Raw genomic sequence first — 23,747 nt, 5'->3', positions numbered from 1 at the left:
CGTTATTTTTCGGGTTTTATATCAGTTGCCGTTTCTGGCATCGCATTATTCTTTAGCAGCAACCAGCGGCTGACGACACCATCCAGTCGCTCATTGATTTGTTTTTCCAGCGTGTCGGTATTTTGTCCCTGCGCGCGGGCATCCTGATATTGTGTCAGTAGGGATTCCAGCGGCGTTTCCTGCCCCAACCCGCGCTCTGCCTGCCAGATAACATTTTTGATATAGGAAAGCGTTAGCCCTTCTTTCTCGCGCTGCATCACTAAATCAGCAAAGGCATGTAAGTCCTGACGGGCCTGCAACCAGCCACGTAACTGCGGGCTACTCTGTGCGCGGGTTTTCAGTGCCTCATTCCACTGCGCGGTAGCCTGTTGTTGTTGCAGGCTTTCCGGCCAGCGACTGTCAGCGGTACGCATCATCTGCATCCCGGTTTCCAGTGGCTGTACGGGTGAGGCTGCAAGGAGTTGTTGCAGTCTTCGCGAATAGTTTCCCGGCTCAGGCGAAGCCAGCCAGGCCGTTGCAGCACCCTGTGCGGTGTCGTTGATTTGTGTGAGTTGCTGCTGCATGGGCCAGACCTGCCACCACCAGAGTGCTGCGGCAATGATGGCCGCGCTGGTGATACCCGCCGCAAAACCTTTTACCGTACTACCCGATTTTACCGCTTCGCCTGTCGCTACCAGGCTGCGCACTTCCACCTTCATTACTTCCGGCAGATCAGGCAGCGACGACATAACCTCTGTCGTCGTGGACGTGGCACTCTCCGGTGCATAGACCAGCGTTCTGACGGCTGTCTGCGATGTATTTACAGCACTGTTCCTGGGCTGTGGTTCAAGCCGCTTACGTGTGTTCTGGACAAAATACAGCAGGTTTTCCACACGCGGCGGGCGCTTCAGCTCCACTTGCTGGAGTTTGTCGCAGATTAGCTGCACTGCCCGTTCCGTGCGACAGAGCAACGGCAGGTCAGATTCTGCATAGGAAATCTGCTGGCGCAGGATATTCCCGGTACGGGTATTAAACCAGTCCAGCATTTCGGTTCGTGCAGAGCCATTCTGCGGCCAGAATTTGTCCCATTCATGGCTTATCATCGCCGCCAGCAGTTCCACACCTTCGCAGAAACCAGCCAGCCCCTGGGTGCGGGTGCGCGCCAGCGTGTAGTAAGTGGCTGAGTGTAAATCCACCCCGTTGGTTTTAAAAATCGTCAACGCCAGTGACTCCACCAGTCGCCAGTTCAGTTCCGGCTGTGCCGGATGGCTGGCTTTGTTAATTTCCTCACGGATAGCGATAAACTCCGGCAGGGTGCGAGGATCTGCACCAGTAGTAATGGTCTGAGTGTAAGCTGACATGTTCATTTTACTTTCGTATCCGTAGGTATTACCGCTGTAGAGGAATCATCAGATTTATCCTTTTCAGGATGGTATTCAAACTGCTCACACATTTTTGGATCTTTTACGTAGTAATCACCTGAAAAGGGACCTTTTTGGCCGCACGAATGATAGTCAGCAAGAGGAACGAATGAAATGTACAATGAAAACGGGAAAGCAAGAACAAATGCGATATAAATATAAGCACAAATTATATTTAAAAGCTTCCCCCATAGTTTTCCAATGCGAAGTGTTAAAGGGGTGAATAAAAATAAAAGCACTAGGACATCAAAATACCCCATAACAGGAAAATAAATAACTATGAAAACATCCAGCCAGCTATAGTAGACAGTATCTGCATTCGTAAAAATATCTATTAATGTTGAGCCACAGGTATTGATAAAGAAGATAAGCGCACCTGTAATTGCAGAGATAAAAAAAAGGCATACAAGAATAAATTTTATTCTTTCTTTTAGCGACATCTCTTTCATTATGAATTTATTATTCATCAGACTTATCCTTTTCAGGATGGTATTCAAACTGCTCACACATTTTTGGTTCTTTTACGTAGTAAACGCCGGAAAAGGGACCTTTTTGGCCGCACGAGTGATAGTCTGCAAGGGGAACGAATGAAATGTACAGCGATAATGGGAAGGCAAGAATAAATGCAATATAAATATAAGCATAAATTATATTTGCAAGTTTCCACCATATTTTCGCGAGATTAAGCGTTAAAGGGAAAAATAAAAACAAAAACACTAATACGTCGAAATACCCCATAACAGGTAAAGACAGTAATGCAAACACATCACGCCAGCTATAGTAAACGGTGTCTGCGCCTTCAAAAACATCCCTGATTGTAGAGCCGCTTATCTTTGCAAAAAAGACCAAAGATCCGGAAAGAACAAAAATGGCAAAAAAGCATAAAAAAACAAACTTCACTCGCTCTTTGAATGTCATTTTTTTCAGCAACAACTCATTATTATTAATCATTAGATGCTTCCTTTTCAGGATGGTATTCAAACTGCTTACACATTTTGAGATCTTTTACATAGTAACTGCCTGAAAAGGGGCCATTTTGACCGCATGACTCGTAGTTGCCCAATGGATAATATAAAATTATTAGCGATAGTGGAATTGAGAGGAATAACATCAACCACCCATATACTGCTATAGCTCTCATCCCTGTCAGAAGATACTCCAGTAAGTTTCTGGTAATGGGAAAAAACATCATGGCAGCAACAAGAATATCAGCATAAAAAAATGCCGGAAGCCAAAGGAAAAGCGGTGTGGTTTTCCAGTCATAGTAAACAACGTCTTTTTTATGCAGTATATCTACAAGCTCAGAACCACCGACTGTAAAGATAAAAACGGTTGCAGCAGTAACGCACACAAATAAAAACAACGCAGACAGTCTCGTTTTTAAAGGGATAGTGGTCATTGCCTGTCTTGCCATGCGCTCCTGATTTTCTCGTTTTCCAGACATGACAGTTCCTTACCAGTGTGTATTCATCAGACCATGTGTAAATGGATTGGTATGTTCAAGATTCCATTTTTCAATTTCGGACTGTGACTTCATCCCTTCTCTAATCGCTGAAATTAACTTGTCAGACAAATGATACTCATGATCTAGATGGTCCAGCTCAAATGTAATTAAAATGCCGACTGCGACAATAAGGACTATTCCTAAAGTAACGGGGAGCGTAACAGCAAAACCAACAGATGCCACACTCGCAGCTAAAGCTCCACCAGCCATAACCAAAATATTCGTCACAAATATCGTCACAATAATTTTGGCAATGTCCATCGTGATATTGCCAATAAAGGCTGCCACATCATGGTCTGATTTAAAAATAAGCTGAACAGTACGATACGCGAATGAAAACCAGATGCAGAATCTGGCACCTTCAAGAATACCAGCATTAACACCAGCTTTACCAATGCCTAACTCAAGTACTTTGGGCGAGTTAATTTTATATCTTGTCCCCTGCAGGATACGTCGCAACGACGCATAACCGGTAATTTTGACATAAGCCTGTCCATTATATTGATACGGAATAGCTTTGATACCTAATCCCTTTAACCGGTAGACCAGCTTACCAGCATCAGCATAACTCGTGAGCTTTGAGACATTTTTTGCCCCCGCGATGCTGTCCTTAATATTGCCTGCATAGGTAGTAGCAAGCGTCACAGGCTGACTGTTGTCCAAATCATCAATCACGCCCTGCACCTCATCCAGGGTCAGTAACATAATATGCGTGGTGTTTTTCTCAAAGGCTTCTGCCAGCCCCAGCGTATCCAGTATATAAGGATGCTGCGGGATCAACTGGTTGACGGGCACATTACCGCGTAGAACATCACCGAGATAATCTGCCCCTGATGGATTCTGATTTCTGAAGTCAGACATACACTCCTCCTTGTGTCAGGTGAAAAAAACTATTGCTCTGTGACAGTCTGCCCAGCTTGCTTTTTTGCACCTGCAACACAGAAATAAAAATAGCCATGATGACGTCCGGTTTGATAGTTCGGACAACATCGTCAGTACAACGTGTCCGGCAACCGGAACTGACTGAACAACCCGCCGCTGAACGGATTGTCTTCGGTGTCGGTGTGTATCCGGTAGACCATCGCGCCGCCATCCACGTTAAAGCGTACGCTGAAAGTTCCTTCTTCAACGCTGGTTAGCTGCCCTGCCCCAAACAGGCGGAATTGGGCCCATGGCCCGGTGAAACTGATACTGCGCGGAGCACCGCCACTGGCGCCTACCAGCGTCAGCTTGCTTTCATTGCCTTCGCGCATATTGTTCGGCCACACCAGGTGTGCGGTGTAGTTGCGTCCCTGGCTGTAGTCGACCAGTTGTCCGTCGAGGTTCAGCACGCTGCGGCGCTTGTTTCCGGAGAGTGATACCGTTTCCACAGCAAACTGCGTTCCCAGCCCGTTCTGCTTGCTGAAGAAGATGTCGCGGATTTTCTGCGCAGTATCCAGTTGCCGGGTAATATCCTCGCGGATAATCACGCCATCATCACCATCACGACTCAGGTCATTTTCAATAAACAGTTTCAGGTTCTGCTGGTAGAACGAATCCAGCACGCCATCCGGTTTAAAGAAGCGTTCGAAGGCATCCAGCGAGACATCCTGCTGCGCACGCGGATTAAACGGATAGTTACCGGCAAGCTGTTCGTTGAACGGTCTCACCACGTTATCGCGCCAGTCAATTTCCATATAGCGGACCGCCTCCACCATCACCACATGCCAGGCCTGATCGGCCAGTTTGCCCACCCAGCGGTTGAGTGGTGCAGGCAGGGTTTTTGCCATCTGACGGGTGGCAAATATCGGGTCGCTGCTGTTCTGATCCAGACGCAGTTGTACGGCCTTCAGTGCCGATTTCCCCGGTACCGGCGCATTCTGGATAGCCAGCAGGTAGCGGTGAAGCTCCGTTAATTGCTGATATACCGCCTGCATTGTGCTTTCTTTGTCCTTCTGTACCGCCAGCGTACTGTTTTCCGGTACGAACTCATGGCCGAGACGTGTCAGGAGGAGATAGTCCGGCTCCGCCAGTGCATCCTCCCGTTCTTTATCAGAGAGTTTTTCAGGGAGTACCGAAGGGAGTGTGTTATCGCGCAGGGCGGTCAGCGCCCGCTGTAAAGGCTGGTCGCCGCTGATAACCTGTTCCAGCGCGCCTGTCAGTTGTGCAATGGATTCATAATCACGCACATTGAGATTATCCATCCCGGCCCGCCAGGTGGCGGTGTAATCACTGATATACTGCTCGGTTAACTGGCGCTGAATTTCAGCACGGTCTGCGTCACTGTATTTCACGCTTTGCATCAGGTTCAGGACCCACGAATCCATTGCTGTCAGTTCCACCAGTTCATCGCGCTGCTTCACAAAATAGCTTTGCAGTCCATAACGGGTGAGAAATTGCGGAACAATGAGCTTGCTGTCATCAGCGGAAGTAAACACCTGGTCAAAAGTCGGTCCCACCTGGTCGCGCAGGTTAAGGTCGGCAGGCAGCACCCCTAACGCCCGTGTTTTCAGACTCTGATACACTCGCTGGTAGACGGGCAGTTTACTGAGTTCTTTTTGTGCCGACGCCACCGGACTGTCATACGGCGTCCAGCGGGTGATGGCGTCACCATCACCCGCTACTCTCTCGGCGTGCCAGTCTGTGCGGGTCAGAGCGTAGTCGAGATGGGACATCAGTTGAGCCTGAACATCGCGCTGGCCGTGAAACTTCCCGCTCCAGCGTTTCGCCATATACTGCTTCACGACTTCATTGTTACGCCCGCTTTTATCTTCCAGCATTCTCATCACGCGCAGTATTGCCAGCTTTTCCTCACTCTCCGGCGGCGCGGCGTTCATCTCTTTTACCAGCCCGTTAAATAGCGATGGCAGAAAACGTTGTTCCAACAGTTGCAGGTACGTCTGCTCTACATATGGCCCGACACGCCGCCCCTGATATAGCCCCATATCCGCCAGACGACTGCGGTCTTCCCAGTCTCCATAGGCGAGAGTGGCATCGCGTACCGGGTTCAGCAAAGGCAGTTGAAGGTCGCCGTAGTCATCCATCCCCTGTGGCGGTGTGATGTCCATAAATGCTTTCGCCTGCTTCAGTACCTGGACGCCGGAAGCGTAGTTGTCGTTGAAATAATGGTGCCAGCCGATGATTAACAGCAGCGCCGCTACACCACCCGCAGCGGAAAAGACCGTCAGACGGCGGCGGCTATTCATCAGCCAGGTACGGCTTTCTCCGGCCAGGTTAGGCTCAGCCAGTAACGCATGCGGAAACAGGTTGCGGGTGAAGTAAGTCGTGGTATCAACAAGAGGCCAGGCCGTCAGCGGACTACTGCCCAGGCGGTACTGTCGGGCGGCAGACTGGGTAAAAATGTCATCTATCTGACCGCGTTGCAGTGACGACGTGAGATAAACACCGCGCAGCATGACATCCATGTTTTCGCCGTCCAGTAAACCATCCAGCAATGCCACCAGAAACTCCCGACTCCCCTGCATTTGACGGACAAAGCTGAACAGGGAACTCCGCATATGGTTCTGTGCCAGCATCAGGTCCGGTAGCGCCTGGTTCATCTGAGTGCACCACGACTGCCAGAAGGCATTAAGCTCGCTTCTCCAGTCCTCATTTTCATGGGCACGGCGGGTAAATGTCACCCCAAGAATGGTATCGCGATCTTTTTTATCCAGTGACTGAAACAGAGCAGCAAAACCATGCAGCAAGTCCAGCCGCGTCAGCACCACATAAACTGGTAACTGGCAGTGAAGATGTTGACGCACATCCTGTAAGCGGCTGCGCAACATTTGTAACAGATGCTCACGATGACGCTTGTCGGCAGTTAGCAGATCGGGTAAATCCAGTGTCAGAATAAGCCCGTTCAGTGGCTGGCGGGCTCTTTTTTCCACCAGCCAGCCCAGGACATGTTCCCATAAACGGCGGTGCAATACGTCTGTATCCGACTGTTCACAGAGCGTGCCATCAATATCAAAAATGACCGCCTGCTGCCCGACGTGTGGGACGATATACTGGCGCTGCTCCGCGCCACGTACTGCTTCAGGAGTATAAATAATGTCGGATGGAAAGCCCTCGCGCAGCAATGTTGTTTTTCCACTGCCCGCAGGACCAATGACCATATACCAGGGCAATTGCCACAGATAACGGCGATTGTTGAGATGGCGTTGAAGACGCAACAACCAGCGATCCAGGTAACGCTGCTGAGCATTAAGTTCCACACTCAGCGGGTCAACGGTCTCTTCACGTTGCTGCTTTTGCTGCTTTTCAAGCTGTTGCAGGCGTTTCATCACCCTGACGGTGAGCCATGCCAGGGCGATAAATCCCCATATGGCGGTTGCCAACCAACGGCGGGTCAGTGACTGTAACCAGTGCTCTCCATACAACGTCCATGATGAGCCTTTCCACCAGATCCATACCAGCAGAAAAATCCACGCCAGTACCAGCAACCAGACAGCAGAAACCTTAAATCGTGGCATCGCCGGTCTGAGTGCGGATTTCAGTCCGCTGAATAAACGGGGTGTTGGTAATCTCACAAAAACTCCTGTTATCGCTTATTGTTCTGCCGTGAATTTTTGTTCAAGCTGCTTAATCAAGGATGGCTCCCAATCGGCCACCATCATTTGCAACCCCATTCTGAACAACATCCGGTACTGCTGTTGCGCAAGCTGCACCATCCCGCACTCTTCCATCAGTTGTGCCCCCAGGTATTGTCGGTGGAACTGGTCGCGGGGATCGCCTTCAGACTGCATATTCAGATACTGCAATGCGGCCTCCAGGCCCTGCTCAGTAAAACAGGTTCTGGCGGCCTGCCATTCCTCATTGGATTGCAGGACTGGAGTGGACTGACAGGCGGAAGATGAGACTGCCAGCCACTGCTTTGTCTGCCCGCTCATAAAGGGGGTTCGGTCGTTAAACAACAAACCAGAAAGGGCCGGAAGACGGTCCAGAAAGCAGGACACCTCTTCGCGGATGGCTTCCGATACCTGTTGATAACCGAGGCGTAATGCGGTCTGAGCTGAAAGGTAATGCCCGTCCAGCCAGTACGGAGCCAGTAACAGGCTTTTCTCTATCTGTTGCCACAGCGCGATATCTGCGCTGGCCAACTGTGCCTGGTAATCCGCCACCATGTCAGCAGGGACGGCGGCCAGCGGGGTTCGCCCGTCGCTCTCAGCCTGCGGTGTGCCGGTAATGGATTGCCACAGTGCGTGGCGACGCAGGCGGTAGCCCTGCGGCGAGTCTGGCTGGCGTTCACATAGAATCGCCGCGACTTTTAACAGCGTGTCGCGCCAGGCGGTGTCGTCGTGGCTGTCGATAGTGACCTGTGGGGCCGGGGTTGCGGGTACCGTGGTAGTATTTTGCGAATTATCGCGCGCAGGTACGATAGCAGCCTGTGATGGAGTGCCGGAGGCCTCTGGAGAGGAAGATAATACAGGCGCTACACCATTAAAGGTTCGCTGGTACAGGGTGAAAAGATCATCCGTTGCCTGCGCAAGTTCAGGGGTATTATGCACCTGCCAGCACTGCGCCAGTTTTGCCAGTTCACCCAGTAGTGCATCTCGCTGCGCCGTGGTGGCGCTTTCCGCAAAAACGGTAACACCAACATCGAAACGTTTTATCACCTGAGCGGCAAAACGTTTTTTATGCGCCATATTTTGAGGTGCAGCAACCGACCACCAGTGCTCTGCGTACAGCGTCAGTAGACAAACGGCCAGCAGAGGATCGCCCGCGTGTTGCAGGGTTCTGAGCAAATGCGCCAGCAGGCGAAAATCTTTTGTTTCCGAGGCCAGGAGCATCAGACCACGGCACTGGAGTTCCGGTATATCCAGTTGACCGTGAGCCAGCGAGCCGAGTTTGACAATTTCGCCGTCAATATATTCCCAGTCCGGGTTATCGTCCTGAAGGGCGGATGCCAGTTTCTCTTCCGGCAGTTTTTCCAGCAGGTGCGAAACCCAGACATTCGGATCGCGTAAGTCCATTGTCATATTCTCATTCTCCTGCCCAGTGGCAGGCATCGCGCAGGGGATTGATCACCTTCGCCAGCCCCTCAATGTTGAAGGTCAGCTTTCCGGTTGCGCTATCTGCACCGGTATCCACCGTCAGCGTTTTTGCCCCAAATAGCTGCTTGATTTCATCAATCCCGGATAATCCCCGGCTAGACTCCAGCAGGGTGCCGTTTTCGCGCACAAACCAGCGGCTGTGGAATACACTGCCATCAGTAGTCAGAGTGACGGCCATATCGTGTGCATCCATCGGCTTAACCAGGGCTATCTGCATCCGGGTAATATTGTCCACACAACTGAACATCAGCACCGGACGCGGTGGAACATAGCCAATAGCCGGGGTGGTGATAACCACCGTCGGGCGTTCACCCGGCACCTGCGTTACCAGCAACTCAGTGGTGTTGCCCTGGCGATGCTTTTCCTGCTCTGTGGCGCGCGTCCACGCTTCCCCCACAAAACTGGCCTTTACCAGCGCGCCATCAAACCCTGATAATGACTGTGGTGCCAGCAGGCGGTCATAGCAGTTAAGTCGCTCCAGCGCCGCCGTCTCCCGCCGACAGGACTGCATGGCCTGTAACGTAGCCTGCTCATCTGCCGGTGCCATTGTGGCGACGGTCATTGCCACACTGATCATTGACGATGTTTCTGCGGGGACGGCACCAACAGACAAGGCTGCCAGCAGACCCGTTATTAACAATCCTGTCTGCCGGAAAACGCGCATCCTGTTCATAAAACGGTTTCATCCACTGTTTGCAGTGTCGCCGTGTCATCAGGCATAGCATCTTCTACGTCTGCCATGAACGCGCCGCCTGCCGCCGACAGACAAATACGGGCAATCGCCGTGTTTGCCGCCATTTTTTGCAACAGAATCAACGAGAGCGGCGGCAACATGTCGCCGTCAATGACGGACTCCAGCATCCTTGCGCCATTTTCAGCACGGGTGACGCGACTCATAATTTCGTCCGTCACTTCCGGTGCAATGGCCACTTCCGCGCCAAAGCGGCTGCGAAGTACGTTATCAAGACGGGCGAGTTTCCCGGCGATAATGGTGGCGAGCGTCTCTTTCGACAGCGGCAGGTATGGCACCACTTCCATACGCGCCAGCAGTGCCGGCTTGAAGAAGTCCGCCAGCACCGGATACAGCACTTCCTGCAGGGTTTCCGGGTCATCGGCGTGTTCGACAATCACCTGGTAGCCGAGGTTGGAGGTGAGGAAAAAGACGATATTTTTACAGTCGATCAGGCGGCCTTCACCATCTGCCATTTCCCCCTTGTCGAATGCCTGGTAGAACAGGTTGAGCACGTCCGGGTGCGCTTTTTCCACTTCGTCGAGCAGCACTACCGAGTACGGTTTCTGGCGAATTGCTTCGGTCAGCACGCCACCTTCACCATAGCCGACATAGCCCGGAGGTGAGCCGATCAGCCGTGAGACGGTATGCTTCTCCTGGAACTCCGACATATTGATGGTGGTCAGGTACTGGCGACCGCCGTAGAGCAGTTCAGCCAGTTGCAGAACGGTTTCGGTTTTACCCACACCGCTGGGGCCCGCCAGCAGAAACGCGCCAAGCGGGCGTCCCGGACGGCGCAAGTCAGCGCGTGCGGTGAGCAGGTGTTTGTGCAAGCTGGCAATCGCCAGATTCTGGCCTTTGATTGTCTCGCCGAGCCACGTCGGCAAATCGGTGATAACCGACATTTCATTCTGTGACAGGCGGTTGAGCGGTACGCCAGTCCATTCGGCAATCACCGCCGCAATCTGTTTTTTATCGACGTGCGGGGAAACTAAAAGCAGTGTGTTATGCAGGGTGTCCAGTTCAACGGTTAACTGCACCAACCGTTCAACCAGGGAAGCTGCATCTGCTGGTAGCACAGTATCTGCATTCTCTTCCGCTAGTGTGCTTTCAAAATCATCAGACTGCACAATCTCTGCATCCGGCAATGAGTCGACATGTCCTACCCTCTCCCCCAGCAACTGCTGGCGCAGCGCGATAATCTCCTGAACCAGCGTCTGTTGCTGATGCCAGGCGGCTTCCAGTTCGTCCAGTGCCGTCAGCGTTTCATCGTACTGCACCAGTACCTCTGTCATCCGTGAGGTGTCGGTACACAGCCCGATACGAAGTTCACGTTCAAGCTGGCGGATTTCCGCTTCATACTGGTGGCTCTGGGTGGTCAGTGCCGAAATTTGTTTCGGTGGCGATGAAAGGTTGATAGCCACGCGAGCACAAGCGGTATCCAGCACATCGATGGCCTTGTCCGGCAACTGACGTCCGGAAAGATAACGGTCGCTTAACGTTGCTGCCGCCTGTAACGCTTCATCATCAATCAATACGCCATGAGATTGTTCATAGACGGCTGACAGGCCGCGCAGAATAATGGTCGTTTCGGCAGCGTTGGGTTCGCTGACCTTCACTAACTGGAAGCGGCGGGACAGAGCCGCGTCTTTCTCGAAGTATTTTTTGTACTCGCTCCAGGTGGTGGCGGCGATAGTTTTCAGCTCGCCGCGTGCCAGCGCCGGTTTGATCAGGTTGGAAATATCCAGACCGCCCTGCTGGTTACCCGCACCAATTAAAGTATGCGCTTCATCAATAAACAGAATGACAGGCTTTGGTGATTGAATCACTTCCGCCATCAACCCTTTAAAACGTTTTTCAAACTCACCTTTCACCGAAGCGCCGGCCTGTAATGCGCCCAGATCCAGGGTCATAATATCGGTGTTCTTCAGTTTGTCCGGTACCTGACCTGCCACAATACGCAGCGCCAGCCCTTCGATTAGTGCACTCTTCCCCACTCCCGCCTCGCCCACCACCACAGGATTATTTTTGCGGCGACGACAGAGAATATCGATCATCAGGTCAATTTCATGGTCGCGGCACAGCACCGGGTCCAGCCTGCCGTTGTGGGCATCCGCCGTCATGTTTTTCGTGTAGCGTGACAGCAGGCCGTCCCCCGTATCTGCCGCAGTGCTGACAGATTGTCCGTCGGCATTCTGCATTGCCGTTTCCGCAGACTCCCGCGTCCACAGCGCAAAATCCTGTTGCAGGCGATCACGGTTGATTCCTGTCAGCTGTCGGGCAGCGGCAGACGGTACATAGCGCAATGGAGAATGCAATAAAGCCAGTAGCATCACGCCGCCGCGCAACTCGCTGTGCTGCATTTCTGCTGACGCCAGCAGCCAGCCCTCTTTCAGCCACTCGACCAGCATTGGAGAAAATGCTGGGTAGCTATCTGTCGTGCGCGCCGTGGCATAGTTTTCCACCGTCAGCGCCCGGCGGAGTTCACTCGTGTCAATTTCCGCCCGTTCAACAATCACCCTTAAGTCACTGCGCACAGATGCCAGCATCTGCAACAGAACATGCGCAACGGTAATTTCCGTAGCCTGCTGACTCATACACTCCGCGGCAGCTGCTTCCAGCGCCTGCCGGGAAAACGGATTCAGATGCTTAACCAGTGAGGCCAGATTAATCTGGATCATATGTTGTGTCCTTACCTGGCAAGCAGCCGGTTCAGTTGATGCAGAATATCCTGCGTCTGGCTGTCCAGCCGCAGCATGTAGAACAGATAAAACAACGCCAGCACAGCAACGCCCCCCAAGAGGACGTGTTTTATAGTCAGGCGCTTCATTAACTGATAGCGTTCGCCCAGCGTCTTTTTGTCCTGGTGCAGTAACGGAAAGGGGGCATCGCCGCGCAGTGTATGCAGAACGTGGTGTAGGCGGCGGTATATCCGTTCAAATTCCCCCAGATCCTGTACAGCCACCTTGTAACGCCCGCGAAAACCCAGTGAAAAGCAGAGAAAGAGAAATTCGAGTAAATCCTGGTAACGTTTTGGCTCACGGATCAGGCGCTCCAGCAGGATGAAAACCTTCTCGCCACCCCAGGCTTCATTGTGGAAATGGACCAACAGCGACTGTTTGATCCACTCATTCTTGTTCGACCAGCCATTACCCAGCGCCGCTTCATCAATAAAGGTGCAGAGGACATAGCGAAACGAGACAATCACGCCCGGCTCGTAACCCTTCTCCTGAAGCAGTTGCTCCACGGCCTGAACATCCGTGACCACCTGCGCGAAGAGGTACTCCGGCATAGTCTGGCTGTTCATCCCGTCCACGCGCATCACCATGCCCAGTAACGGTGTGGCAGCATCAACCATCGGATTCAGGCTGTTACCACGCAGGGGCAACCGGTACAGACGGCTGGAGTTTCCTTCGCCTACATCATGCAAAGCTGATCTTTCCCCTGAGTTCACTGCATCCTGGCTGTCATTTCCGTCGCGGGACAGAACCGATTGCTCGCTCATGGCCTTAACCTCTTATCGCCCACAGTTGTATCCCCAGATCCGGGAAAGTACCGGAAATGTGCAGCGCCATCGCCCCTGCTTTTACTACGTCCTGCCAGGCGGCGACCCCTTTGTCCAGCTCAAAGTAAACAAAGCCGTCGTGATACGGCAACTGGCGCGGGGCGGCGGTTCGTGGTGTCAATGGCACACCCGGCACCTGCACGCTGACCATATCGCGGATTTTGTTGGTGGCGGCAATTTTCGATTGCTGGGTGAACTGGTGAATAAGCTGGCTGTGAGGCATCCGTGCGCGCACCGCCAGAATAAAGGTGCCGGACTGCAACAGCGTCGGATCGTTAACCGTGGCAACATAAAACCCGTCAGAGAAGACCAGCGGCAGGTTCTGCGCACGCGGCATCAGCACAGTGTTGAGCGCCCGGCGCAACTCAGGAAGCACAGTATTAAACGACTGAGTGAGATCCCGGTGGTTATAGACTTCCACCGGGCATGGCAGGCGGCTATCTTCGGTAAAGGTCATCAATTCACCGAGTAAGCGGACCAGATCCAGATAAAAAGTTTCAGGATGCAGGGTATGCAGGTGCGTACGGTGAGTGAAGTGCATCTGGTTGCGGTTAAGCATCTGCAACATCATAAATTCCGCCACATCAGCAATGCCGCTCTGCTCCGGCGAGCCGATACGTTTTGCCAGTTCACTGGCACGGTTGTTGATAAGCCCCTGCACATCACCGGCAAATCCGCTCAGCACCGGACTGACACGAATGGCCTGGCAGGTCGGGATAAAGCTGTTATCCAGTACCAGTGCGCCGTTAGCCAGCTTATCGCGGATACGGCACAATGGCAGCGTAACCATTGCGCTGAGATCGTCCGCGCCACTGACAATTTTCGGTGCCAGTTGCCCCAGTACAATTTGTTGCACATCACCGTCGTCGGAGTGCAAATCGCGGATATCGGCGCGGGCCAGACGATAACGTTCCGTGCCCTGTCCGGCACTCTGGCGTCCTTCGACTTCACAGGTAATGTCACTGATGACCGGCAACGCCAGATAAATATCATGGCTTCCTGCTTTCGAGAGATCGAGCGGCTGATATGGTACGGGGAGTTGATCCTGGTCAGGAATGCGAAACACCGAGCCATCCGGCATACAGCCTGACGCGTTGTCGAGCATGAGTTTCCCTTGGGCAAGCAACTCTGTATTGATCGACAGCGAGGTAAACCCCCAGGCAAAATCATCCTGCGCATTCATGCGCTGGTTCAGCAGATATTCCTGATTACGCTGCTGTTGCTGAAAGTGCTGCGGCAGAGCAAACAGCCCTTCCTGCCAGATCACTTTGTTTTTCATGGTCGCCATCGTCAGTTTTCCTCTTTTTTCATTTCGATACTGCCCTGTCGTACATGCACCAGCAGGCGGTAGTTGTGGCCCGAGCCTTCCACCGCTTCGATTTGTTTCCACTCAGTGGTCTGGTCATCGGAGAAGTAGGCCACAACACCAATGAACTGCGTCTTTTCATCCAGTTTCACTGGTGGCAGAGTTTTGATGGCGTCCGGCAGCAGGTTAAAATCCTGGTGATCGATATAGTTTTTGCCCAGCACATCCGGTAGTGGCGTGCTGGCGACCAAATCGTAGTCAGCAGCCTGTAGTTTTGAGTCGTCGCTCATATAAATCAGTTGCACATCGACTGCCGACGCTTCACCGTCGGCATTGGTGTTCGTATCTGGCTCGGTCAGCAACGTGACCGTGACCTCTGACGGTTGTTCCGCCAGCTTTCCAACCTGAATATCAGGGTTCTTAATTACCTGGCCGAGTTTTTTCACCGTTTCGCACCCGGTCAGGGAGATACTGAGCAGTATCACCACCATGCAGGTACGAAAAAAACGCCCTGTCATACTTCTGGCTCCCGCTGTTTCTCACGAAGCACCCGGTCATACACCTGGGCATAAACTTCGTTAAACAGCATTTCAAATCCCTGCTGGCGACTGGATGCTAATTCGTCGTAGTAATCGCTGTACATTCTCCATGCGCCAGCGTCGTCCAGTGGCTGGCGCAGTTCATGACTGCGGCGGTACTGTACAAAACGGCGCATCAGGCTCTGTGGCGAGAAGGCGTCCAGCAAAACGCGCAGTGATTCAACAATCGCCGCCCGGTTGGCCTCTTCGTGGTGGCGAACATTACGCAGACTTTCACTGACTGCGGCAGGCGCGGCCAGATGCACTGGGCTTTTACCCTCCGCAAACATCACATCAAGCGCAGTGGTGTAATCCATATTTAGCCGCAGCGGGTTATCTTCCAGCGGCCGCAAATGCTTGTCCGACAGACTGTTACGACGCAGTTGCAGATCGAGCAGCCCGCTGATGGCTGCCTGTAATGTCCGCCCGGCTTCTTCGAGAAAATCATCCGCATCCTGTGAGTTGCGTACCACAAGCGAACTACCCAAACCGCGTAACAACGGAGTGACGGCAAGATGGAGCTGTGCGATATCTTCCTGGGATGCCGTATCATTGCGGAGCTCTGGAGGAGAGGGATACACCGGCGGTAAATCCATAAATGGTTTGTCTATCACGCCATCCCTGCCAGGAACCGAAGTTCGGCCAGGTACAATTCCCGAAAGCGGATCGCCTGCCACCGTCAGACTTTCAGCCTGGAGTGCCTGCAAAGGATCGGCTGAAAAGCTGTTGACCACAGTGTCCGCAAGCTGATGCCGCTGAGGCATACCCGGGTACGCAGGCTGACCGTCCGTCGTTAGCAGCGCGTCCGCCAGGCGGTCACGATTACTGACGATGGTTTCAGGTGCGGCCATCTGCTCACTGTAACTAACCTGTTTTCCCGTGTGGATAAACACTTTCAGCGCCAGCGAACCCAGCACTATCTCATCGCCCTGGCGCAAACGTACCAGTCCGGCATCCGGAACAACCGGCGCCAGGTTAATCATGAGTCCGGACACAAGGCTCTTCAGGCAAAATTCGCCATCGTGCAATACCACCTGGCAGGCGCGCCCCGCAACGGCACCAGTCCTGTCCTGCACCGGCCAGTGACACTCGGGTACATTGCCGATATCCCCGCCTTCAGAGGTAAAGAGGCATTTTGCAGCGCGACCGCTCTCCAGCTCGTTACCGTTCATCACCTGCAATGTCAGTGAGCGTTGGGTAGACTGCGTTTTTTCTTCAGCCATATGCGATTCCATTAAATTAATCCCTGATGTGGAGGGTGACGGAGGGGGGACTTTTCGGTTGACCAATAAACGCCGTGCGTCCGATACAAGAACGGGAACTGTCGCCCAGTCGCATCCCCTTCGCCTGCTCAGGAGCTAAATCCAGACGGAGATCCCAGGCGAACTGATCGCGCAGCAGAAAGGAAATGAACAGGGTCAGAGCCTCGTGGTTTTCGCCTTCCGGTAAAAATGAGAGGTAGCGTGCCATTGAGAGATTGCCTAACCGCAGCAAGAATTTCCCGCTGCGATCAGGCACTCTGGTACCGAGGGTAAAATTAACGCCAATTACCGAGCGCCCCGCCACATATCCGGCGGTTTTCGTTTTAGGATTGCGCACGCCCAGTCGGTTCTGCTGGTCGGGATCAACCGCTACCTTACGTAATTGCCAACTCTCAATACTGACAACCGGTAAATCAAAGCAGTGGCTGACCAGGTTGCAGACGACATCCGGTGAGCGTCCAGGCGACGCCAGTATTCCGGCGTACGCCAGCATCTTGCTGTGGTTGATGGCAAGCCTGTCGCGCACACTTTGATTGCCCAGTCCGACCAGCGAATACATTCGCTGTGAAAAGGCATCTGTCCCGCCGTTACGAAAACAGATGTAATAACGGTATTTACGCCATGCATGGTAAGCAAACTGCGTCCAGCGGTGGCTGAACAGATCAAGGAAGTCTTTCAATCCTTCCTCGTTCTGTGCAGTCTCCCTTGCCATCCGATCCAGGTAATAACCGGGTAACGGTGACTGGCTGCCGGAGAAGCCCAGAAATTTTGTAGTCAGGGTAAACTGCCCGGTATCGCTACGTTCAAGCGTGCTTAAATCACTGCCCGGAAAAGCAATACTGGCGTCAGATTTGAACAGCGCCACTTCCTGCTCCGGTTCGGTACGCAGGGATGGCTCACTATTCGGTTCACCATACCGGCGGTACAGCGACTCCATCAGCATATAAAAATTCATCCCGCGCACATCCGGGGGTAGTGTGGTTTCCCCTACATCAGGGCGTGCTGGCCTGTGTGTTGCCATTCCCAGGACTCCTGACTTTCCGTGTTAATGATTTTGAGACAGTGAAATGAGTTGATACTGGCGTAGAGGGCGAAGAAGTACGACAGCACGGTTCCCAGTAGGTAAATCTCGCCTTCGCAGACAAAAGGGGCTGGGCTTATCCACAATGTGGTGGACAGACCACGAACCGGCACGCCTTTAAACAGGCGATCAATAGGGCGGGATTCCATTTTTTCGATGGCGTCGAGCTTCTGAGAGGAAAGCCTGGCCTGCTGTGGATGATGAATTCCCGGCAGATCGAAGGTCCGCAGCACCTGGATCAGCGCTTCTCTGTCCAGCAGCGAGAGATAATTCAGATTCATGCAGGAAATCAGCGACCAGTGCATATCACCATCTGTTACCGGATACAACGGACGGGTTGGGCGGGTGACGTTGCTGAAAGAAGCGACGGCTGGATTTTTGTCTACAGGCACGCAGATATCGCCAATGTGCAACGACGTGGGCAACATCCTGTTGGTACAGACCAGCGAGGCGGTTAGCATCTCGCCGTCCAGCAGGGAGTGCTCCGGCAGGCTGCCATCGGCGTGAACAAAAGCAATGAAATGATCCAGTCCTCGGTGAAACAGGGACGTTTTTGTACGATGGTGCCAATAAACCACCTCTCGCTGGTGACTGTACTCAATCTGGTGCTGAAACCCCTCAAACTCGGGCCAGATGAGCATTCTGTCATCCGGACCGGGTATGCTATTTGATGCGGAGATTTTACTGGCCACTAACTTCACCTGAAAGATATCGTAGTGATCCGGGCTCCGCTGGCTGGCTCGTAGTGAGTATTGAGGCGAACTACCGTCAGGACTAACGGGTTCAGCATAATGGGCAAACAGATTCACCGCAGGCGTACAATAAGGACGTAGGGAATCCTTACGTAGCTTGATATCCCCAGGTAACGGCTGATTAAAGTGCAGGCGCAATGTAAAGGCGTGGACTGGGAAATTATCCGGCAGAGGTGCTGCATCCCGCAGGTGAAAGAAGAAAAAACTCTCCGGGTAGCAAAAATACTCCTGGAGAACCCGGTAGCCGTTATGGACATTTTTCGGCCAAGGTAGTAGCGCATCCTCCCGCTCAAATCCCGCTGCGTCGAGCCACAGATCCGGCAGCCCTATACGGTACTCCCCGGCAACCAGTTCAGCATCCATTAACCGCTCGCTGAACCACAAATAGAGCTGCTGGCGGGTATAATCATCCTTATTACCCAACCAGAAAGTAAGTTTATTCAAATCCAACGCTGCAGGAGAAATGTTGCTGTCTGAGCAGAAATCAATCTCAACACACCCCTTATCCAGACTACTGGTGTTGCGTACGTTCCTAACAGACAGGGGTTGTAGCCAGATGTCCCGCGCAAGGGTGAAATGACAAGCAGAGGGAGGAGTGGTGCTCTCTTCAGCCAGAATCTTTCGCCCGGATGATGTCATACGCACTACCCCGGAACAAATAAGCTCATCACGGCATACCCTGACTGGCGCAGAGAGTTGCGTTGCTAAAGGTTTATACTCAATCACAGCCATTGATGGCACCGGGCGCAGATAATTGGGCCACAGCATATTGATTAAGCCATGCGTAAACTCCGGAAACTCATCTTCCAACTTTTGCCGCAGACCACCGGAGAGGAAAGCAAAGGCTTCCAGCAGACGCTCCACATCCGGATCACCTTCTTTCTCGGCCAGAAACCGGGCAAGATATGGTTTTTCTTGTGCCAGCAGATGGCCTAGCTGGCGCAAGTAGTCTAGCTCTTCGCGATAATAATGTTCTTCAAACGCCATCAGGATTACTCCACGCGCCAGTGCTGGTGATTATCCAGCAGGATTTCGAACTCAAGGACATCTCGCCTGTTATTGAAATTCACCTGTGCGAGAATACGAAAACGAAGCTCCAGTGGTGAGTTCTCATCCAGCGCCCTGGCAATGACCGTGGTATCAGAAATCCGTGGTTCATAACGCAGGATACACTCCCTGACAGACCGGGCAGTCATATCCCTAATGCTCATGGAGATCGAGGATTCATCATTGTCTAAATCAGGAAGCCCCAGTTCCGGAGAACCATGACAACTTCCGGAACGGGTGTTGAGGATGTTTTGCAGACTGAGCATGATGGACTGCAATAATTTCACCTTCGGATTTCTATCCGACGATGGCTTCGCTGCTTCATTGATGCGTTCAAACAGACTGCCTCCCGACTCCCGCTCCGTTATCATGCTCACTCTCTGTCCAGACGTCCTACCAGGGACAATTCAAACGATGCCCCCATATATTTGAAATGTGGTCGCACGCTTAGGGCAACCTGATACCAGCCCGGTTCACCTTCCACATCAGAGACTTCAATCTTTGCCTGACGCAGCGGTTTACGGCTTCGGACTTCAGAAGGCGGATTTTCCTGGTCTGCTACATACTGGCGAATCCAGGTGTTCAGCTCGCGCTCCAGATCGCCTCTTTCTTTCCAGGAGCCAAGCTGCTCACGCTGAAGTACCTTAATGTAATGCGCTAATCTGTTGATAATAAAAAGATAAGGGAGCTGAGTACCCAACTTGTAGTTGGTCTCAGCCTCTTTACCTTCCGGCGTATTGGGGAAGACCTTTGGTTTCTGTACCGAGTTAGCAGAGAAAAATGCAGCATTATCAGAGCCTTTTCGCATGGTCAGAGTGATAAACCCCTGCTCTGCCAGTTCATACTCCCGCCTGTCGGTAATGAGAATTTCGGTCGGAACCTTGGCCTGAAGTTGACCCATTGCCTCATACAAATGCACCGGCAAATCTTTTACTGCACCACCACTTTGCGGGCCGACAATATTTGGGCACCATCGGGTTGAGATGAAGCTTTCAGCCATGTTTGCCGCCAACAAGAAAGCAGTATTCCCCCACAAATAATGCTCGTGATTTTTACTGACATCTTCATGATAGTTAAAACTTTTCACCGGATTTTCATCTGGTGTGTAGGGATGACGCAACAGGAAACGGGGAGCCGTCAGGCCGAGGTTTCGAGAGTCTTCTGACTCACGTAACGAACGCCATTTGGTGTAAGCCGGACCTTCAAAAATAGCGGCTACGTCTTTAATGCCAGGAAGTTCAGTAAACGAATCCAGACCAAAAAATTCCGGGGAAACAGAGGACAGGAACGGGCAGTGGGCCATCGCACTGACCGCACTGACATATTTCAACAGCTTCATGTCTGCGGCAGTGTTATCGAAGGCATAATTACCGATGACGGCGGCAACAGGTTCTCCACCGAACTGGCCGAAGCCGCTTGAGTAAACCTGCCGGTAGAAACCTGACTGGGTAATTTCCGGAGCAAATTCAAAATCATCCAGCAATTCTTCTTTGGTGGCGTGCATCAAATGAATCTTGATGTTTTCACGTGGGTCTGCATGGTCAACCAGCAGTTTCAGCGAGCACAGGAAAGACTCCAGTTCCTGAAACTCTGGGGCATGAAGGATCAGATCCATCTGGCGCCCCATACGCTCGTCAATGTCGGCAATCATGCCGTTGACAGCAAGGATATTGACAGGCTCCGCCTCGTCGTTGTTCTGCAACAGCGTGGTAATAAACGCCGTTACACCCTGACGCGCGATATCGTAACTTTCTGACTCCGGTTTAAAACGAGTCTGCGCCATAATTTCATTCAGCAGGCTGGGCACGGTGACCGGCGTGATGGAAGCTGATACTTCCGGTATGGTGGTTTCTGACATACTGAAATCCTTGTACAAGTTAATCCTGGCCAGTGAGGCCCAGCTCCGCAATCAGTTGTTCACGGCTCTTTTCATCATCGAGCAATGCCTGAAGTTGCGCACGGAAAGCCGGCATATTGCCCATTGGCCCCCGAAGGGCCACCAGAGCTTCACGCAACTCCATCATCTTCCGCATCTCCGGCACCTGAGCGGCAATGTTGTCCGGTGAAAGGTCAGCAAGCGATTTAACTTTCAGGTTGACAGTCATACGTGCATCAGGCATTTCACTGAGGACAGACGGAACGACAAAATCACGACCAATATCCGCCTCATCCAACACAGCGTTAAAATTGTTACGGTTAATTGCAACGGGTTGGCGCTCATCCAGCGGCGTGTCGTTTGTGCTTCCAGTCAAGTTACCCGTGACCAGTAGGTTAAGCGGCAATTCTACTTCTGCTGTCTGAGTTCCCGTTTTTGGCTGAAATTTAATATTTACGCGCTCTTTTGGCGCAACGCTGCCGTCATTTTTTTTGCTGCTCATAAAAATAATCCATTAGGTTATTATTTAGACCGTGAATACAACATAATCCGTATCCAACAATATACAGAAAATACTTCCACGGGGAGACGGATTATACTAATAACACATTCATTAAATCGTATTCTACCCGCAGAAAAATATTTTAAAAGCACTTTTTCTTCGTTTGAAAGAGATGTATTCTTCAGAGACAGAATAGGATTAACGAAAACAAATGAAACGTTCAACAAACAACAGCAAAACAAATGAAATTACATAACCATATGAATTTTAATGATTTTTATAAATACCTTATTATCCTTGTAAATCATTAAATACAAATATATTGATTATATGATTGTCAGAGAACGCTTAATGAGCCCTCATGAATTGTCAATATGATAATTCACAAGCGGATAAATACAATATTTATTCATGAGTAAGTTATGACTTCAATTAATTATATAAAAATGCCATAAAACCGAAATACCTGTTCATCCAAACATATATTTTTATCGTAAAAGTATTTAGACAATCATTACCATATTTTTTTATGAGCACCACTAACACCGATTTATCCGTAATCGGACGCAGAAAAATGACACGGTTCCGGATATGAGCCGTATCACCATATATCTGTCGAGGATCAACGACAGGTCATTGCAAGTAATAGCTGTTAATACCCACAAGGAGCTTACAAATGCCTACACCCTGTTACATTTCCATTACAGGTCAAACCCAAGGAAACATCACTGCCGGTGCATTCACTGCAGATTCTGTCGGTAATATCTACGTGCAGGGTCACGAAGATGAAATGCTGGTACAGGAGTTCCTGCATAATGTGACAGTGCCGACCGATCCACAATCTGGCCAGCCTTCTGGTCAGCGTGCCCACAAACCATTTATCTTTACCGTGGCGCTCAATAAAGCCGTTCCGTTGCTGTACAACGCACTCGCCTCAGGCGAGATGCTCCCAACAACTGAGCTTAAATGGTGGCGTACTTCGATCGAAGGTAAACAGGAGCATTATTTCACCACCCGCCTCACTGACTCGACTATTGTCGACATCAATCTTCATATGCCGCACTGCCAGGATCCATCTCAGCGTGAATTTACCCAATTGCTGGCTGTGAAACTGGCTTATCGCAAAATCGAGTGGGAACACGTTAAGTCAGGCACCTCTGGTGCTGACGACTGGCGTGCACCACTGGAAGCATAAGTTAATCCCCTGGCACCCAACCCTTAAAGGTTGGGTGCTTTTTGTATTACGCCGTAAGTAAAAGGGTTGTCAGTAAGAGGTCACGTTTTTTACGGGAGATGGCAGACGCCGGAAACTTCGGCGGTAGCGTGCCTGAATGCAAGCGTAACACTGCACTGCCACAATCGCCGGGCGGTAACTGTTTTCCTGTAAGTACACCAGAGAGGTCAGTATGTCTTTAAAAGGACTGCGTTTTACACTGGAAGTTGACGGTCTGATGGAAATGACCACCGCGGTGGTGAGTTTCCGTCTGGCTCAGCATTACTCAACCCCTTTCCTGCTTAAGGTGGATATCGCCAGCGGCCTTCCTGACCTGGTGGCGACCGACTTTCTCGAAAAGAATGCCGTACTGACCATCTGGCAGGGTACCGTGGCACAGCGCTATGTCAGTGGCATTATTAATGAGGTGGTGCTGGGCGAAAATAACCACTGGCAGATGCGCTACCATCTGACGATAGTCCCTCCTCTGTGGCGCTGCGGTCTGCGCCAGAACTTCCGCATCTTCCAGCAGCAGGATATCCGGACCATCTCCTCCACCCTGCTCACTGAAAATGGCGTCACCGGATGGACTCCTGTGTTCTATGAGCCCCATCCGGCACGCGAGTTCTGCGTTCAGTACGGTGAAACCGACCTCGCGTTCCTGACGCGATTATGGTCAGAGGAAGGTATCTTCTTTTTTGACTGGCACGCACAGGAAGGGCCGGAGCAGAAGCTGGTGCTCTGCGACGATGTCGCCGGAGTGTCGTCATCGGGAAAGATGCCGTTTAACCCGAACACCACGACCGGGGTCTCCACGGAATGCATCAGTCAGTTCCGCTATCAGGCGCAGATACGGCCTTCTTCCGTCGAGACCCAGGACTACACCTTCAAAACAC

General features: G+C 51.8%; 20 protein-coding genes. 2 read left to right on the top strand and 18 right to left on the bottom strand.

Annotated elements, in window-relative coordinates:
• Positions 1 to 2: 2 nt before the first annotated feature.
• The 18 genes from ACERJC_RS17270 to tssB all read right to left on the bottom strand — a co-directional run bounded on the left by ACERJC_RS17270 (position 3) and on the right by tssB (position 21,638).
• The gene (locus ACERJC_RS17270; RefSeq protein WP_373672145.1) at positions 3 to 1,346 is read right to left on the bottom strand and encodes a VasL domain-containing protein; all 1,344 of its coding nucleotides are present in this window, start codon (positions 1,344 to 1,346) and stop codon (positions 3 to 5) included.
• Positions 1,343 to 1,867 carry a DUF1240 domain-containing protein gene (locus ACERJC_RS17265; RefSeq protein ID WP_373672144.1) on the bottom strand — a complete coding sequence of 175 codons (525 nt, stop codon included), beginning with the start codon at positions 1,865 to 1,867 and terminating at the stop codon, positions 1,343 to 1,345. The genes ACERJC_RS17270 and ACERJC_RS17265 overlap by 4 nt, the downstream gene beginning before the upstream one ends.
• Positions 1,860 to 2,351 carry a DUF1240 domain-containing protein gene (locus tag ACERJC_RS17260; protein ID WP_373672143.1) on the bottom strand — a complete coding sequence of 164 codons (492 nt, stop codon included), beginning with the start codon at positions 2,349 to 2,351 and terminating at the stop codon, positions 1,860 to 1,862. The genes ACERJC_RS17265 and ACERJC_RS17260 overlap by 8 nt, the downstream gene beginning before the upstream one ends.
• A complete protein-coding gene (locus ACERJC_RS17255; protein ID WP_373672142.1) occupies positions 2,344 to 2,844 on the bottom strand; it encodes a DUF1240 domain-containing protein in 501 nt (166 codons plus the stop codon). Before ACERJC_RS17255 ends, ACERJC_RS17260 begins: the two co-directional genes overlap by 8 nt.
• Before the next feature lie 9 nt (positions 2,845 to 2,853).
• Positions 2,854 to 3,765 (bottom strand): hypothetical protein, encoded by a 912-nt coding sequence (locus tag ACERJC_RS17250; RefSeq protein ID WP_373672141.1) that lies wholly within the window; start codon positions 3,763 to 3,765, stop codon positions 2,854 to 2,856.
• 131 nt (positions 3,766 to 3,896) lie between these two features.
• The gene (gene tssM / locus ACERJC_RS17245; RefSeq protein WP_507161368.1) at positions 3,897 to 7,358 is read right to left on the bottom strand and encodes a type VI secretion system membrane subunit TssM; all 3,462 of its coding nucleotides are present in this window, start codon (positions 7,356 to 7,358) and stop codon (positions 3,897 to 3,899) included.
• A gap of 75 nt (positions 7,359 to 7,433) precedes the next feature.
• A complete protein-coding gene (tssA, locus tag ACERJC_RS17240; RefSeq protein WP_373672140.1) occupies positions 7,434 to 8,864 on the bottom strand; it encodes a type VI secretion system protein TssA in 1,431 nt (476 codons plus the stop codon).
• Between the two features lie 4 nt (positions 8,865 to 8,868).
• Positions 8,869 to 9,612 (bottom strand): type VI secretion system-associated protein VasI, encoded by a 744-nt coding sequence (vasI, locus tag ACERJC_RS17235; protein WP_373672139.1) that lies wholly within the window; start codon positions 9,610 to 9,612, stop codon positions 8,869 to 8,871.
• Entirely contained in the window at positions 9,609 to 12,350 is a 2,742-nt protein-coding gene (gene tssH / locus ACERJC_RS17230; protein WP_373672138.1) for a type VI secretion system ATPase TssH, read from the bottom strand. The genes vasI and tssH overlap by 4 nt, the downstream gene beginning before the upstream one ends.
• A gap of 11 nt (positions 12,351 to 12,361) precedes the next feature.
• The gene (gene icmH, locus ACERJC_RS17225) at positions 12,362 to 13,174 is read right to left on the bottom strand and encodes a type IVB secretion system protein IcmH/DotU (protein ID WP_373672137.1); all 813 of its coding nucleotides are present in this window, start codon (positions 13,172 to 13,174) and stop codon (positions 12,362 to 12,364) included.
• Positions 13,175 to 13,178: 4 nt separating this feature from the next.
• Complete coding sequence (tssK, locus tag ACERJC_RS17220; protein ID WP_373672136.1) at positions 13,179 to 14,522, bottom strand: type VI secretion system baseplate subunit TssK; 1,344 nt, start codon at positions 14,520 to 14,522, stop codon at positions 13,179 to 13,181.
• 2 nt (positions 14,523 to 14,524) lie between these two features.
• Positions 14,525 to 15,031 carry a type VI secretion system lipoprotein TssJ gene (gene tssJ, locus ACERJC_RS17215; RefSeq protein WP_373672234.1) on the bottom strand — a complete coding sequence of 169 codons (507 nt, stop codon included), beginning with the start codon at positions 15,029 to 15,031 and terminating at the stop codon, positions 14,525 to 14,527.
• A 23-nt stretch (positions 15,032 to 15,054) separates the two neighbouring features.
• Positions 15,055 to 16,341: a type VI secretion system-associated FHA domain protein TagH gene (gene tagH, locus ACERJC_RS17210; protein ID WP_373672135.1), complete on the bottom strand. Its 1,287-nt coding sequence runs from the start codon at positions 16,339 to 16,341 to the stop codon at positions 15,055 to 15,057.
• 16 nt (positions 16,342 to 16,357) lie between these two features.
• Complete coding sequence (gene tssG, locus ACERJC_RS17205) at positions 16,358 to 17,401, bottom strand: type VI secretion system baseplate subunit TssG (protein WP_373672134.1); 1,044 nt, start codon at positions 17,399 to 17,401, stop codon at positions 16,358 to 16,360.
• The gene (gene tssF / locus ACERJC_RS17200; protein ID WP_373672133.1) at positions 17,368 to 19,200 is read right to left on the bottom strand and encodes a type VI secretion system baseplate subunit TssF; all 1,833 of its coding nucleotides are present in this window, start codon (positions 19,198 to 19,200) and stop codon (positions 17,368 to 17,370) included. Before tssF ends, tssG begins: the two co-directional genes overlap by 34 nt.
• A 5-nt stretch (positions 19,201 to 19,205) precedes the next feature.
• Positions 19,206 to 19,631, bottom strand: a complete 426-nt coding sequence (tssE, locus tag ACERJC_RS17195; RefSeq protein ID WP_373672233.1) for a type VI secretion system baseplate subunit TssE — start codon at positions 19,629 to 19,631, stop codon at positions 19,206 to 19,208.
• Positions 19,632 to 19,633: 2 nt separating this feature from the next.
• On the bottom strand, positions 19,634 to 21,118 hold the full coding sequence (gene tssC / locus ACERJC_RS17190) for a type VI secretion system contractile sheath large subunit (protein WP_373672232.1): 1,485 nt from the start codon (positions 21,116 to 21,118) through the stop codon (positions 19,634 to 19,636).
• Positions 21,119 to 21,137: 19 nt separating this feature from the next.
• Positions 21,138 to 21,638, bottom strand: coding sequence for a type VI secretion system contractile sheath small subunit (gene tssB, locus ACERJC_RS17185; RefSeq protein ID WP_373672132.1), 501 nt, complete (start codon positions 21,636 to 21,638; stop codon positions 21,138 to 21,140).
• 676 nt (positions 21,639 to 22,314) lie between these two features.
• On the opposite strand from tssB, the gene ACERJC_RS17180 reads away from it, so the two are divergent.
• Together ACERJC_RS17180 and tssI are read left to right on the top strand one after the other, a co-directional pair.
• Complete coding sequence (locus ACERJC_RS17180; RefSeq protein ID WP_330983250.1) at positions 22,315 to 22,833, top strand: Hcp family type VI secretion system effector; 519 nt, start codon at positions 22,315 to 22,317, stop codon at positions 22,831 to 22,833.
• Between the two features lie 211 nt (positions 22,834 to 23,044).
• Positions 23,045 to 23,747: type VI secretion system tip protein TssI/VgrG (gene tssI / locus ACERJC_RS17175; RefSeq protein ID WP_373672131.1), on the top strand; the 703-nt coding region annotated here is incomplete at its 3' end.

Source organism: Citrobacter telavivensis, assembly GCF_041807075.1.
Classification (GTDB): domain Bacteria; phylum Pseudomonadota; class Gammaproteobacteria; order Enterobacterales; family Enterobacteriaceae; genus Citrobacter_A; species Citrobacter_A telavivensis.
The sequence above is the reverse complement of the archived record's forward strand: the minus strand, read 5'-3'. Positions and strand labels throughout refer to the sequence as shown.

Bases quoted from the DNA above. Each gene is read 5' to 3' on its own strand.
- tssF (WP_373672133.1), bottom strand. From the start codon at position 19,200: ATGGCGTTTGAAGAACATTATTATCGCGAAGAGCTAGACTACTTGCGC.
- icmH (WP_373672137.1), bottom strand. From the start codon at position 13,174: ATGAGCGAGCAATCGGTTCTGTCCCGCGACGGAAATGACAGCCAGGAT.
- ACERJC_RS17260 (WP_373672143.1), bottom strand. From the start codon at position 2,351: ATGATTAATAATAATGAGTTGTTGCTGAAAAAAATGACATTCAAAGAG.
- tssA (WP_373672140.1), bottom strand. From the start codon at position 8,864: ATGACAATGGACTTACGCGATCCGAATGTCTGGGTTTCGCACCTGCTG.
- tssJ (WP_373672234.1), bottom strand. From the start codon at position 15,031: ATGGTGGTGATACTGCTCAGTATCTCCCTGACCGGGTGCGAAACGGTG.
- tssB (WP_373672132.1), bottom strand. From the start codon at position 21,638: ATGAGCAGCAAAAAAAATGACGGCAGCGTTGCGCCAAAAGAGCGCGTA.
- ACERJC_RS17180 (WP_330983250.1), top strand. From the start codon at position 22,315: ATGCCTACACCCTGTTACATTTCCATTACAGGTCAAACCCAAGGAAAC.
- ACERJC_RS17270 (WP_373672145.1), bottom strand. From the start codon at position 1,346: ATGAACATGTCAGCTTACACTCAGACCATTACTACTGGTGCAGATCCT.
- tssE (WP_373672233.1), bottom strand. From the start codon at position 19,631: ATGATAACGGAGCGGGAGTCGGGAGGCAGTCTGTTTGAACGCATCAAT.
- ACERJC_RS17250 (WP_373672141.1), bottom strand. From the start codon at position 3,765: ATGTCTGACTTCAGAAATCAGAATCCATCAGGGGCAGATTATCTCGGT.
- tssC (WP_373672232.1), bottom strand. From the start codon at position 21,118: ATGTCAGAAACCACCATACCGGAAGTATCAGCTTCCATCACGCCGGTC.
- tssM (WP_507161368.1), bottom strand. From the start codon at position 7,358: ATGCCACGATTTAAGGTTTCTGCTGTCTGGTTGCTGGTACTGGCGTGG.
- tssG (WP_373672134.1), bottom strand. From the start codon at position 17,401: ATGGCAACACACAGGCCAGCACGCCCTGATGTAGGGGAAACCACACTA.
- tagH (WP_373672135.1), bottom strand. From the start codon at position 16,341: ATGGCTGAAGAAAAAACGCAGTCTACCCAACGCTCACTGACATTGCAG.
- tssH (WP_373672138.1), bottom strand. From the start codon at position 12,350: ATGATCCAGATTAATCTGGCCTCACTGGTTAAGCATCTGAATCCGTTT.
- vasI (WP_373672139.1), bottom strand. From the start codon at position 9,612: ATGAACAGGATGCGCGTTTTCCGGCAGACAGGATTGTTAATAACGGGT.
- ACERJC_RS17265 (WP_373672144.1), bottom strand. From the start codon at position 1,867: ATGAATAATAAATTCATAATGAAAGAGATGTCGCTAAAAGAAAGAATA.
- ACERJC_RS17255 (WP_373672142.1), bottom strand. From the start codon at position 2,844: ATGTCTGGAAAACGAGAAAATCAGGAGCGCATGGCAAGACAGGCAATG.
- tssK (WP_373672136.1), bottom strand. From the start codon at position 14,522: ATGGCGACCATGAAAAACAAAGTGATCTGGCAGGAAGGGCTGTTTGCT.